This is a genomic window from Streptomyces sp. NPDC094448 (assembly GCF_044763775.1).
Classification (GTDB): Bacteria; Actinomycetota; Actinomycetes; order Streptomycetales; family Streptomycetaceae; genus Streptomyces.
On record NZ_JBIWGU010000008.1, the window covers coordinates 145,527 to 158,100 of the forward strand.

11 protein-coding genes are annotated in these 12,574 nt (G+C 70.9%); 5 read left to right on the forward strand and 6 right to left on the reverse strand.

Annotated elements, in window-relative coordinates:
* Nucleotides 1-363 precede the first annotated feature (363 nt).
* Nucleotides 364-1,617: a nucleotide sugar dehydrogenase gene (locus ACIQ9E_RS17130; protein ID WP_403707641.1), complete on the forward strand. Its 1,254-nt coding sequence runs from the start codon at nt 364-366 to the stop codon at nt 1,615-1,617.
* 183 nt (nt 1,618-1,800) lie between these two features.
* On the opposite strand, the gene ACIQ9E_RS17135 is transcribed toward ACIQ9E_RS17130, so the two are convergent.
* From ACIQ9E_RS17135 to ACIQ9E_RS17150, 4 genes are all read right to left on the reverse strand, one after another.
* A complete protein-coding gene (locus ACIQ9E_RS17135) occupies nt 1,801-2,925 on the reverse strand; it encodes a GuaB3 family IMP dehydrogenase-related protein (protein ID WP_006347165.1) in 1,125 nt (374 codons plus the stop codon).
* A 165-nt stretch (nt 2,926-3,090) separates the two neighbouring features.
* Nucleotides 3,091-4,593, reverse strand: coding sequence for an IMP dehydrogenase (gene guaB / locus ACIQ9E_RS17140; protein WP_366256902.1), 1,503 nt, complete (start codon nt 4,591-4,593; stop codon nt 3,091-3,093).
* Between the two features lie 244 nt (nt 4,594-4,837).
* Entirely contained in the window at nt 4,838-5,413 is a 576-nt protein-coding gene (locus ACIQ9E_RS17145; RefSeq protein WP_006347167.1) for a sigma-70 family RNA polymerase sigma factor, read from the reverse strand.
* A gap of 289 nt (nt 5,414-5,702) precedes the next feature.
* A complete protein-coding gene (locus ACIQ9E_RS17150; protein ID WP_003948568.1) occupies nt 5,703-6,314 on the reverse strand; it encodes a response regulator transcription factor in 612 nt (203 codons plus the stop codon).
* 418 nt (nt 6,315-6,732) lie between these two features.
* On the opposite strand from ACIQ9E_RS17150, the gene ACIQ9E_RS17155 reads away from it, so the two are divergent.
* Nucleotides 6,733-7,080, forward strand: coding sequence for a WhiB family transcriptional regulator (locus tag ACIQ9E_RS17155; RefSeq protein WP_040914804.1), 348 nt, complete (start codon nt 6,733-6,735; stop codon nt 7,078-7,080).
* Nucleotides 7,081-7,177: 97 nt separating this feature from the next.
* Here the strand turns inward: ACIQ9E_RS17155 and ACIQ9E_RS17160 are convergent, their stop codons facing one another.
* Nucleotides 7,178-8,116 carry a LysR family transcriptional regulator gene (locus ACIQ9E_RS17160; protein ID WP_403707644.1) on the reverse strand — a complete coding sequence of 313 codons (939 nt, stop codon included), beginning with the start codon at nt 8,114-8,116 and terminating at the stop codon, nt 7,178-7,180.
* A gap of 81 nt (nt 8,117-8,197) precedes the next feature.
* Between ACIQ9E_RS17160 and ACIQ9E_RS17165 the strand changes: the two genes are divergently transcribed.
* The 3 genes from ACIQ9E_RS17165 to ACIQ9E_RS17175 all read left to right on the forward strand — a co-directional run bounded on the left by ACIQ9E_RS17165 (nt 8,198) and on the right by ACIQ9E_RS17175 (nt 10,835).
* Nucleotides 8,198-8,899, forward strand: coding sequence for an MOSC domain-containing protein (locus tag ACIQ9E_RS17165; RefSeq protein WP_403707646.1), 702 nt, complete (start codon nt 8,198-8,200; stop codon nt 8,897-8,899).
* A 51-nt stretch (nt 8,900-8,950) separates the two neighbouring features.
* The gene (locus ACIQ9E_RS17170; protein ID WP_403707648.1) at nt 8,951-9,724 is read left to right on the forward strand and encodes an SDR family NAD(P)-dependent oxidoreductase; all 774 of its coding nucleotides are present in this window, start codon (nt 8,951-8,953) and stop codon (nt 9,722-9,724) included.
* A 136-nt stretch (nt 9,725-9,860) separates the two neighbouring features.
* The gene (locus tag ACIQ9E_RS17175) at nt 9,861-10,835 is read left to right on the forward strand and encodes a hydroxyacid dehydrogenase (RefSeq protein WP_403708133.1); all 975 of its coding nucleotides are present in this window, start codon (nt 9,861-9,863) and stop codon (nt 10,833-10,835) included.
* Between the two features lie 98 nt (nt 10,836-10,933).
* Here the strand turns inward: ACIQ9E_RS17175 and groL are convergent, their stop codons facing one another.
* The gene (gene groL / locus ACIQ9E_RS17180) at nt 10,934-12,556 is read right to left on the reverse strand and encodes a chaperonin GroEL (protein WP_403707651.1); all 1,623 of its coding nucleotides are present in this window, start codon (nt 12,554-12,556) and stop codon (nt 10,934-10,936) included.
* Between the last annotated feature and the right edge of the window lie 18 nt (nt 12,557-12,574).

Sequence of the window (12,574 nt, forward strand, 5' to 3'; positions counted from 1 at the left end):
GCGGGCCCTCGTCTGCGCGTGCCCGCGCAGACCGCGCCCATGCGCCGCGCCCGGCGACCCGGCCGGTACCGGACCGTCCTCCGGGCGGTTCGCACCCTGCCCCGGCCGCCGCCACGCCGGACCGCAGCCGGGTCCGCACCCGGCCCCGGCCTGCGTCACTCCATGATCCGGCCGGACTCACACCACGATTCTGTCCGCACTCCGCGACTTCAGCCACCGCCTGTGGATAACACTCCGTATCCCACATCCACAAAATCCGGCATAACGGTCATATTTACGCCTAGTCTGACATTGCACTCGCTCATTCCGCCCACCCGGCTTGCGCGAACACTCCCCACCGGTTACGGGAAGGACGGCCACACCATGCCCGCAGATCTCGCCGTCGTCGGACTCGGCCACGACGGGCTCCCGCTCGCCCAGGCCGCCGTCGCCGCCGGTCTCGCGACCGTCGGCTACGACCCCGACCCCCGCCGGCTCGCCGAACCCGCGGCCGGCCGCACCCCCGCCGATGTGCGCCGCATGGTCAAGGGCGGCTTCAGAACCGTCACCGACCCCGCCGAACTGGGCCGGGTCCGCACCGTCGTGCTCTGCGTCCCCACTCCTCTGGACCCCGGCGGCGACCCCGATCTCAGCACCCTCGCCGACGCCGCCCGCACCCTCGCCGCCCGGCTCCGCCCCCACACCACCGTCGTGCTGGAGTCCACCGTCAGGCCCGGTACCACCGAGACATTTCTGCGCCCCCTCCTCGAAGCGGGCTCGGGGCTGCGGGCCGGCCGCGATTTCCATCTCGCCTACTCGCCCGGACGGGTGGATCCCGGCAGCCGTACCCACGACTACGCCAACACTCCCAAGGTCATCGGCGGCCTCACCCCCGCCTGCACCGAGGCCGCAGCCGCCTTCTACGGCCGGCTCACCGAGAAGGTCGTCCGCGCCCGCGGCCCCCGCGAGGCGGAGACCGTAAAACTGCTGGAGACCACCTTCCGCCTGGTCAACACGGCCCTCGTCAATGAAATGGCGGTCCTCTGCCATGACCTCGGCGTCGACCTCTGGGACGCCATCCGCTGCGCCGAGACCAAACCGTACGGCTTTCTGGCCTTCCGCCCCGGGCCCGGTTTCGGCGGCCACGGCGCCCCGCCGGACCCCGGCAACCTGCTGCGCCCCGGGCCGGCCGGCGCCACCGACCCCGCCCCCGGGCTGCGGCTGACCGGTCTCGCCCGCGAGATCAACGACCGGATGCCGGGCTATGTGACGCGCCGCTGCGCCGCGCTCCTCAACGAGTACGGAAAGTCGGCGCGCGGCGCCCGGGTGCTGCTGCTCGGCGTCACGTACAAACCCGATATCGCCGATGTCCAGGGCAGCCCCGCGGCCGAGATCGCCCAGACACTGGCGGAACTGGGGGCGACGGTCGGCTACCACGACCCGTATGTCCCGGCCTGGAGCGTACGAGGCACTCCGGTCCCCCGGGCCGACGCGCTCTACGAGGCCGTCGGCGACGCCGATCTCACCGTGCTCCTCCAGCACCACCACACCTACGACCTCCAGGGCCTGGCCGCGAAGGCACAGCTCCTCCTCGACACCCGGGGCGCCACCCCGGCCGGGGCCGCGCACCGGCTCTGACCCACCACGCACCGCCCGAACCGGGCGGAACCCACTCCGGTGTCCGGCCGGCCCGCTGTTACCGTCGTGATCAGGCGGGACGATCCGCCGGAGCAGCCGGACCTGCGGAACCGAACGAACGCCCGGACACGCCGAAGGGCCCGGCACTCCCCGTGGGGTTGCCGGGCCCTTCGCCGGTGAAGCTCAGCGCTTGTGCTGCGAGTCCGCGATCGTGACCTCGACGCGCTGGAACTCCTTCAGTTCGCTGTAGCCCGTCGTGGCCATCGCCCGGCGCAGCGCGCCGAAGAAGTTCATCGAACCGTCCGGCGTGTGCGAGGGGCCGCTGAGGACCTCCTCGGTGGTGCCGACGATGCCGAGGTCCACGAGCTTTCCGCGCGGTACGTCCTCGTGCGCCGCCTCCATGCCCCAGTGGCGGCCCCGGCCGGGCGCGTCCGTGGCGCGGGCCAGCGGGGAGCCGATCATCACGGAGTCAGCACCGCAGGCGATGGCCTTCGGCAGATCGCCGGACCAGCCGACACCGCCGTCGGCGATGACGTGCACATAGCGGCCACCGGACTCGTCCATGTAGTCGCGGCGGGCCGCGGCGACATCGGCGACGGCCGTCGCCATGGGCACCTGGATGCCGAGGACGTTGCGCGTGGTGTGGGCGGCGCCGCCGCCGAAGCCGACGAGGACACCGGCCGCGCCGGTCCGCATCAGGTGCAGGGCCGCCGTGTAGGTGGCGCAGCCGCCGACGATGACGGGAACGTCCAGCTCGTAGATGAACTGCTTCAGGTTCAGCGGCTCGGCGGCGCCGGAGACGTGCTCGGCGGAGACCGTGGTGCCGCGGATGACGAAGAGGTCGACGCCGGCGTCGACGACCGCCTTGGAGAACTGCGCGGTCCGCTGCGGGGAGAGCGCGGCGGCCGTGACGACGCCCGCGTCGCGCACCTCCTTGATCCGCAGACCGATCAGCTCCTCCTTGATGGGGGCGCTGTAGATCTCCTGGAGGCGGCGGGTCGCGGTCTCCTCGGGCAGTTCGGCGATCTCGTCGAGCAGCGGCTGCGGGTCCTCGTACCGCGTCCACAGTCCTTCGAGGTTCAGTACGCCGAGGCCACCCAGCTCACCGATGCGGATCGCGGTCTGCGGGGAGACCACGGAGTCCATGGGAGCGGCGAGGAAGGGCAGCTCGAAGCGGTAGGCGTCGATCTGCCAGGCAATCGAGACCTCCTTCGGGTCCCGCGTGCGCCGGCTCGGCACGACGGCGATGTCATCGAACGCGTACGCCCGACGTCCGCGCTTGCCGCGCCCGATCTCGATCTCAGTCACCTTGTCCGGAACCTTTCCCTCTGTGTCAGCACCCACCAGTATCCCCGACGCATGACGGAGGGGCGGCCCAGGGCGTTCCTGGGAACGCCCCGTACCGCCCCTCCACGGACGTGACGGCCCGCACGCCGCCACGGGGCACGGAGGCCGGGTGCCGGTGCGCGGTGGTTACTTGCGGCTGTAGTTCGGCGCCTCGACGGTCATCTGGATGTCGTGCGGGTGGCTCTCCTTGAGCCCCGCCGAGGTGATCCGGACGAACCGGCCCCGGGACTGGAGCTCGGGGACCGTGCTGCCGCCGACGTAGAACATCGACTGGCGCAGCCCGCCGACCAGCTGGTGGACGACGGCGGAGAGCGGACCGCGGTACGGGACCTGTCCCTCGATGCCCTCGGGGACCAGCTTCTCGTCGGAGGCGACGCCCTCCTGGAAGTAGCGGTCCTTGGAGAAGGAGCGCTGCTCGCCGCGGGACTGCATGGCGCCCAGGGACCCCATGCCGCGGTACGACTTGAACTGCTTGCCGTTGATGAACAGCAGCTCGCCCGGGGACTCCTCGCAGCCGGCCAGCAGGGAGCCGAGCATCACGGTGTCGGCGCCCGCGACCAGGGCCTTGGCGATATCGCCGGAGTACTGGAGGCCGCCGTCGCCGATGACCGGGATCCCGGCCTCCCGGGCGGCCAGCGAGGCCTCGTAGATCGCGGTGACCTGGGGGACGCCGATACCGGCGACCACCCGGGTGGTGCAGATGGAGCCCGGTCCGACACCGACCTTGACACCGTCGGCGCCCGCGTCGATCAGCGACTTCGCGCCGTCGCGGGTGGCCACGTTGCCGCCGATGACATCGACACCGGAGGAGTTCGACTTGATCTTGGCGATCATGTCGCCGACCAGCCGGGAGTGGCCGTGCGCGGTGTCGACGACGATGAAGTCGACGCCGGCCTCGATCAGCGCCTGGGCCCGCTCGAAGGCGTCACCGGCGACACCGACGGCCGCGCCGACGAGCAGCCGGCCGTTCGCGTCCTTCGCGGCGTTGGGGTACTGCTCGGCCTTGACGAAGTCCTTGACCGTGATCAGGCCCTTGAGCACGCCGGCCTCGTCGACCAGCGGCAGCTTCTCGATCTTGTGGCGGCGCAGCAGCTCCATGGCGTCGACGCCGGAGATCCCGACCTTGCCGGTGACCAGCGGCATCGGGGTCATGACCTCGCGCACCTGGCGGCTGCGGTCCGACTCGAAGGCCATATCGCGGTTGGTGACGATACCGAGCAGCTTTCCGCCACGGTCGGTGACCGGGACACCGCTGATCCGGAACTTGGCACAGAGCTGGTCGGCCTCGGCGAGCGTGGCATCGGGATGCACCGTGATCGGGTCGGTGACCATGCCGGACTCGGACCGCTTGACCAGGTCGACCTGGTTGGCCTGGTCGGCGATGGAGAGATTGCGGTGCAGTACGCCCACGCCGCCCTGGCGGGCCATGGCGATGGCCATCCGGGACTCGGTGACCTTGTCCATCGCCGCGGAGAGCAGCGGGATGTTCACCCGGACGTTCCTGGAGATGTACGAGGAGGTGTCGATCTGGTCGGGGGCCATATCGGAGGAACCCGGCAGCAGCAGCACATCGTCGTAGGTCAGCCCGAGTGTCGCGAATTTCTCGGGCACTCCGTCGACGTTGGTCATGACACCTTCCCCAAATGGCCTTGATCGGTGCGGATGTCCATGCTAACGGCCCGCGGAGCCGTCTCATTCCACGACCAAGATCACCCGGCTGGTTTGTGTGATGGTCCACATGTCATACGCATAAGTGGACGCCGTCCCGCGGACGGCGTAGGGCCGGGCCTCGGGCCTCGTACCCCTGCCGTACGCACCACGGCACCGCATCCGGATCCGGGTGGCGCCGGCGGAGGTGCGGACACGAGGACGGTTACTGCTCGGCGAGGGCCCGCAGTCTGCTGAGGGCGCGGTGCTGGGCGACCCGGACGGCACCGGGCGACATGCCCAGCATCTGGCCGGTCTCCTCGGCGGTCAGCCCCACGGCGACCCGCAGCACCAGCAGCTCCCGCTGGGTCTCGGGCAGATTGGCCAGCAGCTTCTTCGCCCATTCGGCATCACTGCTGAGCAGCGCCCGCTCCTCCGGGCCGAGGGAGTCGTCGGGCCGCTCCGGCATCTCGTCGGAGGGCACGGCCGTCGAGCCGGGGTGCCGCATGGCCGCCCGCTGGAGGTCCGCGACCTTGTGGGACGCGATGGCGAAGACGAAGGCCTCGAAGGGCCGGCCGGTGTCCCGGTACTTCGGGAGCGCCATCAGCACCGCGACACAGACCTCCTGCGCGAGGTCCTCCACAAAGTGGCGGGCGTCACCGGGCAGCCGGCTGAGCCGGGTGCGGCAGTAGCGCAGCGCGAGGGGGTGGACATGCGCGAGCAGATCGTGCGTGGCCCGTTCGTCGCCGTCGACGGCGCGATGGACGAGTGCACCGATCACCGTGCTTCTGTCGTCACGCATCGGTCCATGGTGCCTCGGTGGCCGCTCTTCCGTGGCACCGCGCCCCATGTTGTGCACCGAAGCGTTATGAGCAGGTACGCCGGAACTCATCACCGCCGCCCTCCCCTTCCGCTCGACCGACTCCCCGAGGAACTCCACATCTCAAGGATGCGGCATCGCGCGGGAAACCGGCGCCCACTGCGCTCCGTCTCCCCGCCCACCACCGTACGGCGAGCGGGGTACGCGATGCTCTCGGGACCCGTGCCCGGCTAGGTCGTCCCTTGCGGATCCTGCCGGGCGGGGCATGGGCTCAGCGGACCAGACCCCAGCGGAATCCGAGCGCGACGGCGTGCGCCCGGTCCGAAGCGCCCAGCTTCTTGAAGAGCCTGCGGGCATGGGTTTTGACGGTGTCCTCGGAGAGGAACAGCTCCCGGCCGATCTCGGCGTTGGACCGGCCGTGGCTCATGCCTTCCAGCACCTGGATCTCGCGCGCGGTGAGGGTGGGGGCGGCTCCCATCTCGGCCGAGCGCAGCCGCCGGGGGGCGAGCCGCCAGGTCGGGTCGGCCAGTGCCTGGGTGACGGTCGCGCGCAGCTCTGCGCGGGAGGCGTCCTTGTGCAGATAGCCGCGGGCGCCGGCGGCGACCGCGAGGGCCACCCCGTCGAGATCCTCGGCGACCGTGAGCATGATGATCCGGGCGCCCGGATCGGCCGAAAGCAGCCGCCGGACGGTTTCGACCCCGCCGAGACCGGGCATTCGGACATCCATCAGGATGAGGTCCGAGCGGTCCGCGCCCCAGCGGCGGAGGACTTCCTCGCCGTTGGCCGCGGTCGTCACACGCTCGACGCCGGGCACGGTTGCCACCGCGCGGCGGAGCGCCTCTCGGGCGAGCGGGGAGTCGTCGCAGACGAGGACGGACGTCATGACTGACCTCCGTGGCGCTCGCAGCTAAAGCGCGTCACCTTGAGCCTCCAGGCTGGTACGTATCGTCACCTGTGCGGTTGAACGCTCTCGGACATGCGCCCGAGCGCTCGTTCTTCAACCGCCTCCGACCTACCAACGACGGTCACTCGAAAGAGTTACGGGTTCCCGGAACCTCTTCGGCACTCCCTGCGGGACCGTGCGGCGGCGGGGTTTACCTGAAAGCTATGCCCCATTTAGATGCTTTTTCTTCACTTTAGATAGTGTCTGGGGCTAGATTCCCAATGAATCATATTTACATCTACTTAGATAGTAGATGTACGGTCGTGAGACATGGTGCGGACTTCGATGCGGCGCGTGCACAGCGGCTCACCCGCACGACCTGACCGGACCCACTGAGCACGGATTCAAGGGGCAAGCCATGGCAGATTTCTCCCGCCTTCCCGGACCGAACGCCGACTTGTGGGACTGGCAGCTCCTCGCCGCCTGCCGCGGGGTGGACAGCTCCCTGTTCTTCCACCCCGAGGGCGAGCGGGGTGCCGCCCGGAGCGCTCGCGAGAATTCCGCGAAAGAGGTGTGCATGCGGTGCCCGGTGCGGGCGCAGTGCGCGGCCCACGCCCTGGCGGTGCGGGAGCCGTACGGCGTCTGGGGCGGGCTGACCGAGGACGAACGCGAGGAGCTGATGGGGCGGGCGCGGCACCGGCTGGTCCCGGCGACCAGCGGCGCGGGCACCGCGGGCGGGGCGCAGGGGGCGACGGCGCGGCACTGATCCGTACCGCACCCGACCACCGGAGAAACGTTTCTTTCCGGGCATTCGTATGCCCGTGGGCCGGTCGCGCCGCCCCAGGAGGCGCCCGGCAGGCGGGTCAGCGGGCGGCGGCCAGGGTGAGCTGGTCCAGGGTGGCCGCGACGGCGGGGACCTGTGACAGGTCGGGCAGGGTGAGGGCGACGATCTCCCGTTCCACCCGCGGTGCGAGCGCGACCGTGACGGCACCCCTGGCCCGTACCGACTCCAGGGCCAGTTCGGGCAGGACGGCGACGCCCAGTCCGGCGCCGACCAGTCCGGCGACGGCCGGATAGTCGTCGGTCGCGAAGTCGATCCGGGGGGTGAATCCGGCGCTCTCGCAGACGTCGACGAGCTGGCGGCGGCAGCGGGGACAGCCCGCGATCCACGGGTCGTCGGCGAGGTCGCCGATGGCGACCGTACCGGCGCCGGCGAGACGGTGGCCTTCGGGGACGAGTCCGACGAGCCGGTCGGAGAGGAGGGGGCGGACCACCAGATCGTCCCATTCGGCGTCCGGCCCGGCGGGGGCTTCGGTGCCCGCCGGGGTCCCCGCGGCGGCGCCCCGGTCCCCGTAGCGGAAGGCCAGTGCCACATCGCAGTCGCCCTCGCGCAGCATCTCGACCGAGCGCGGCGGCTCGGCGTCCACGAGGGAGACCCGGGTGCCGGGGTGGGCCGCCCGGAGCGCGGCCAGCGCGGTGGGGACCAGGGTCGAGCTGCCGCTCGGGAAGGAGACCAGCCGCACCCGCCCGGCCCGCAGCCCGGCGATGGCGGCGACCTCCTCTTCGGCGGCGGTGAGCCCCGCGAGGATGCCGGTGGCGTGCCGGACCAGCGCCTCACCGGCCTGGGTCAGCCGCATCTCACGGCCGGTCCGGATCAGCAGGGGGGTGCCCGCCGAGGCCTCCAGCGCCTTCATCTGCTGGCTGACCGCGGGCTGGGTGCAGCCCAGGGCGCGGGCGGCCGCGGAGAAGGAGCCGGTGGTGGCCACCGCGCGCAGGACTCGGAGATGACGGGCTTCGATCACCCCTTGAATATAAGCGACTCTTGGGTCAGGAGAGAATAAATGGCTGGAAGCTTTGGGGTGCCGAGGGTTTAGCGTTGGTCCATGAAGCTGCTGACCGTGAATGTGGGCCGTCCCAAGTGCGTCGACTACACGAACACCCCGGGCGGGGTCACCGGAATCGACAAGCGGCCGGTCGAGGGGCCGGTCCTGGTGGCGGATCCGGGGCCGCCCGCCGGGGAGAACGGCAGCGGGGTGGCCGGGGACCTGGTCCGCGACACCGTCCATCACGGCGGCACCCATCAGGCGGTGTACGCCTTCGCCCGCGAGGATCTCGATTTCTGGGAGCGGGAGCTGGGGCAGCCGATCGCCAACGGTTCGTTCGGCGAGAACCTCACCACGATCGGTCTGGACGTCAGCGGCGCCCGGATCGGTGAGCGCTGGCGGATCGGTGAGCGGGTGGTGCTGGAGGTGACCAGCGGCCGGATCCCCTGCCGTACCTTCGCGGGCTGGCTGGGCGAGCTGGGTCTGCCGGAGAAGGGCTGGCTGAAGCGGTTCACCCAGCGGGCGAAGCCCGGTGCCTATCTGAAGGTCGTCGAGCCGGGGGAGATCCGGGCGGGCGATCCGGTCGGGATAGTCCACCGCCCGGACCACGGTGTCACGGTGGGCATGGCGTTCCGCGCGGCGAGCACCGAACGGGAGCTGCTGCCGTCGCTGCTGGCGGCCGGGGACGCGCTCAATCCGGTGCTGGTGGAGAAGGCCGAGGAGTATCTGCGCAAGCGGGACGCGGTCCGCTCGGCGGGCTGAGTCCGGGACGGGCGTACGCGGCTACCGGTCCGGGGCACTAACGTGCCGCTTATGACGACCGCACTGATTACGGGCGCGACCGCCGGCATCGGCGCCGCGTTCGCACGCAGGCTCGCCGCCGACGGACATGATCTGGTCCTGGTGGCCCGCGATACCGCACGGCTCCGGGCCCAGGCCACCGAACTCCACGACCGGCACGGCATCGAGGCGGAGGTGCTGACCGCCGATCTGTCCACGGAGGACGGCATCGCGGCTGTCGAGCGGCGGCTCGGTGACCGCAGGAACGCGGTGGATCTGCTGGTCAACAACGCGGGCTTCGGCAACAAGGGCCGCTTCCTCGAAGTCTCCATGGCCGATGAGCTGACGATGCTCAAGGTGCACTGCGAGGCGGTGCTGCGGCTGACGTCGGCGGCGGTGGAGCCGATGCGGGAGCGGGGCCGGGGCGGTGTGGTCAATGTGGCGTCGGTGGCGGCTTTTGTACCGCGGGGCACCTATGGTGCGTCCAAGGCGTGGGTGGTCCAGTTCACCCAGGGCGTGGCGCGGGACCTGGCGGGTTCGGGCGTACGGCTGATGGCGCTCTGCCCCGGTTTCGTCCGTACCGAGTTCCATGAGCGGGCGGGGATGGGGACGGAGAACATCCCGGGGTGGCTGTGGCTCGACGCGGACAAGCTGGTGTCGGCGGCCCTCGCCGATCTGGCGCGTGGGAAGCCGGTGTCGATCCCGGATCCGCGGTACAAGGCGCTGATGGGTGTGGTGAAGCTGGCGCCGCGCGGGCTGCTGGGCGGTGTGTCGTCGAGGACCGGCCGGAAGTACGGGCCACGGTAGGGCCGCGGCCGGGCCGCGGGCCCCGGCGGGAGACAGGGAGGCGGTCGGCGTGGTCGGTGCGGGGTACGGCGAGGTCCCGCGGCGGACCGGCGGACGCCCCCGGACGGCGGGGGCCGGGCCGCGGGTGCTGCTGGCCATGCGGCCGGAGGTCCCGGCCCGGCTCTTCACTCCACGGCAGTCGGCCCGGCTCATGGCCCTGGCCCGCACCGATCCGGGCCTGGTCGCCCATGATCTGCGGTCTCCCTCACCGGCGGTACGGGATGCTCTCGCCGCCGCGGAGGTGCTGCTGACCTGCTGGGGCGCACCGGTTCTCGACTCCGGCGCGCTGGCGGCGGCGCCCGCGCTGCGGGCGGTGGTGCATGCCGCGGGTTCGGTGAAGGAGCACCTCACGGACGCCTGCTGGGAGCGGGGGGTCGCGGTGTCGTCGGCGGCATCGGCGAATGCGGTCCCGGTCGCGGAGTACACGCTGGCGGCGATTCTGTTCGCGGGGAAGCGGGTCCTTTCGTCGGCCCGGCGGTACGCGGAGCTGCGGGCCGCCCATGACTGGGGTGCCGAACTGACGGGGCTGGGCAACCACCGCCGTACGGTCGGCATCGTCGGCGCGTCCCGGACGGGCCGGCGGGTGGTCGAGCTGCTGCGGTCCTTCGATCTGGATGTGCTGCTGTACGACCCGTACACACCCGCGCCGCCGGGGGCGATTCCGGTGGGTCTGGACGAGTTGTGCGCCCGGAGCGACACCGTTTCGGTGCATGCGCCGCAGCTGCCGGAGACCCGTCATCTGCTGGATGCCCGCCGGCTGGGGCTGCTGCCGGACGGTGCCACGCTGATCAACACCTCGCGGGGTTCCCTGGTGGACGGGGCCGCGCTGGTGCGGGAGCTGGTGTCGGGGCGGCTGTACGCGGTGCTGGACGTGACCGAGCCCGAGGTACCGCCGCGGGATTCTCCGCTCTACTCGCTGCCGAATGTGCTGCTGACCCCGCATCTGGCGGGTTCGCTGGGCAATGAGTTGCACCGGATGGCGGAGCTGGCGCTGGACGAGCTGGAGCGGTACGCGAACGGGCTGCCGTTCGCGGAGCCGGTGACGAGGGAGTCGCTGGCCCGTTCCGCGTAACTCGGGAACAGGGAAACGGGAACGGGGAAACGGGAACGGGCCCGACCCGGTGATACCGGATCGGGCCCGTTCAAGGACCTGCGGAGCCTTCAAAAAGGTCAGTGCGAGTGACCGTGGCCGTGGCCCGCGTCGGCCGGCTCCTCTTCCTTCTTCTCGACGACCAGGGTTTCGGTCGTGAGGAGCAGGGAGGCGATGGAGGCGGCGTTCTCCAGGGCGGAGCGGGTGACCTTGACCGGGTCGATGACGCCGGCCTTCACCAGGTCGCCGTACTCGCCGGTGGCGGCGTTGAAGCCCTGGCCCTTGTCGAGTTCGGCGACCTTGGAGGTGATGACGTAGCCCTCCAGGCCGGCGTTCTCGGCGATCCAGCGCAGCGGCTCGACGACGGCGCGGCGGACCACGGCGACACCGGTGGCCTCGTCGCCCTGCTTGCCGAGGTTGTCTTCGAGGACCTTGGCGGCGTGGACGAGGGCGGAGCCTCCGCCGGAGACGATGCCTTCCTCGACCGCGGCGCGGGTCGCGGAGATGGCGTCCTCGAGGCGGTGCTTCTTCTCCTTGAGCTCCACCTCGGTGGCGGCGCCGACCCGGATCACGCAGACGCCGCCGGCGAGCTTGGCGAGGCGCTCCTGGAGCTTCTCGCGGTCCCAGTCGGAGTCGGTGGCGTCGATCTCGGCCTTGATCTGGTTGACGCGGCCGGCGACCTCGTCGCTGCTGCCGCCGCCGTCGACGATGGTGGTCTCGTCCTTGGTGACGGTGACGCGGCGGGCGGTGCCGAGGACGTCGAGGCCGACCTGGTCGAGCTTGAGGCCGACCTCTTCGGAGACGACGGTGGCACCGGTGAGGGTGGCCATGTCCTGGAGCATCGCCTTGCGGCGGTCGCCGAAGCCGGGGGCCTTCACGGCGACGGCGTTGAAGGTGCCGCGGATCTTGTTGACGACGAGGGTGGAGAGCGCCTCGCCCTCGACGTCCTCGGCGATGATCAGCAGCGGCTTGGAGCCGCCGGCCTGGATGACCTTCTCCAGGAGCGGCAGCAGGTCCTGGATGGAGCCGATCTTGCCCTGGTTGATCAGGATGTACGGGTCGTCGAGGACGGCCTCCATACGCTCCTGGTCGGAGACCATGTAGGGGGAGAGGTAGCCCTTGTCGAAGGCCATGCCCTCGGTGAAGTCCAGCTCCAGGCCGAAGGTGTTGGACTCCTCGACGGTGATGACACCGTCCTTGCCGACCTTGTCCATCGCCTCACCGATGAGCTCGCCGACCTGCGGGTCCTGGGCGGAGAGCCCGGCGACGGCGGCGATGTCGGCCTTGTCCTCGATGGGACGGGCGGTGGCGAGCAGGTCGTCGGAGACGGCCTTGACCGCGGCGTCGATGCCCTTCTTCAGGGCGGCGGGGGAGGCGCCGGCGGCGACGTTGCGCAGGCCTTCGCGGACGAGGGCCTGGGCCAGCACGGTCGCGGTGGTGGTGCCGTCACCCGCGATGTCGTTGGTCTTGGTCGCCACCTCCTTGACGAGCTGGGCACCGAGGTTCTCGTACGGGTCGTCGAGCTCGACCTCGCGCGCGATGGTGACACCGTCGTTGGTGATGGTGGGGGCGCCGAACTTCTTGTCGATGACGACGTTGCGGCCGCGGGGGCCGATCGTCACCTTGACCGTGTCGGCAAGCTTGTTGACGCCGCGCTCAAGGGCGCGACGGGCGTCCTCGTCGAACTTCAGGATCTTCGCCATGGGAGCGTTTCTGTCCTC

What these genes read in the sequence shown, in the direction of transcription:
- ACIQ9E_RS17165 (WP_403707646.1), top strand. Translation starts at nt 8,198, where the DNA reads ATGAAGCTGCTGACCGTGAATGTGGGCCGTCCCAAGTGCGTCGACTAC.
- ACIQ9E_RS17170 (WP_403707648.1), top strand. Translation starts at nt 8,951, where the DNA reads ATGACGACCGCACTGATTACGGGCGCGACCGCCGGCATCGGCGCCGCG.
- ACIQ9E_RS17130 (WP_403707641.1), top strand. Translation starts at nt 364, where the DNA reads ATGCCCGCAGATCTCGCCGTCGTCGGACTCGGCCACGACGGGCTCCCG.
- ACIQ9E_RS17150 (WP_003948568.1), bottom strand. Translation starts at nt 6,314, where the DNA reads ATGACGTCCGTCCTCGTCTGCGACGACTCCCCGCTCGCCCGAGAGGCG.
- guaB (WP_366256902.1), bottom strand. Translation starts at nt 4,593, where the DNA reads ATGACCAACGTCGACGGAGTGCCCGAGAAATTCGCGACACTCGGGCTG.
- ACIQ9E_RS17155 (WP_040914804.1), top strand. Translation starts at nt 6,733, where the DNA reads ATGGCAGATTTCTCCCGCCTTCCCGGACCGAACGCCGACTTGTGGGAC.
- ACIQ9E_RS17145 (WP_006347167.1), bottom strand. Translation starts at nt 5,413, where the DNA reads ATGCGTGACGACAGAAGCACGGTGATCGGTGCACTCGTCCATCGCGCC.
- groL (WP_403707651.1), bottom strand. Translation starts at nt 12,556, where the DNA reads ATGGCGAAGATCCTGAAGTTCGACGAGGACGCCCGTCGCGCCCTTGAG.
- ACIQ9E_RS17175 (WP_403708133.1), top strand. Translation starts at nt 9,861, where the DNA reads ATGCGGCCGGAGGTCCCGGCCCGGCTCTTCACTCCACGGCAGTCGGCC.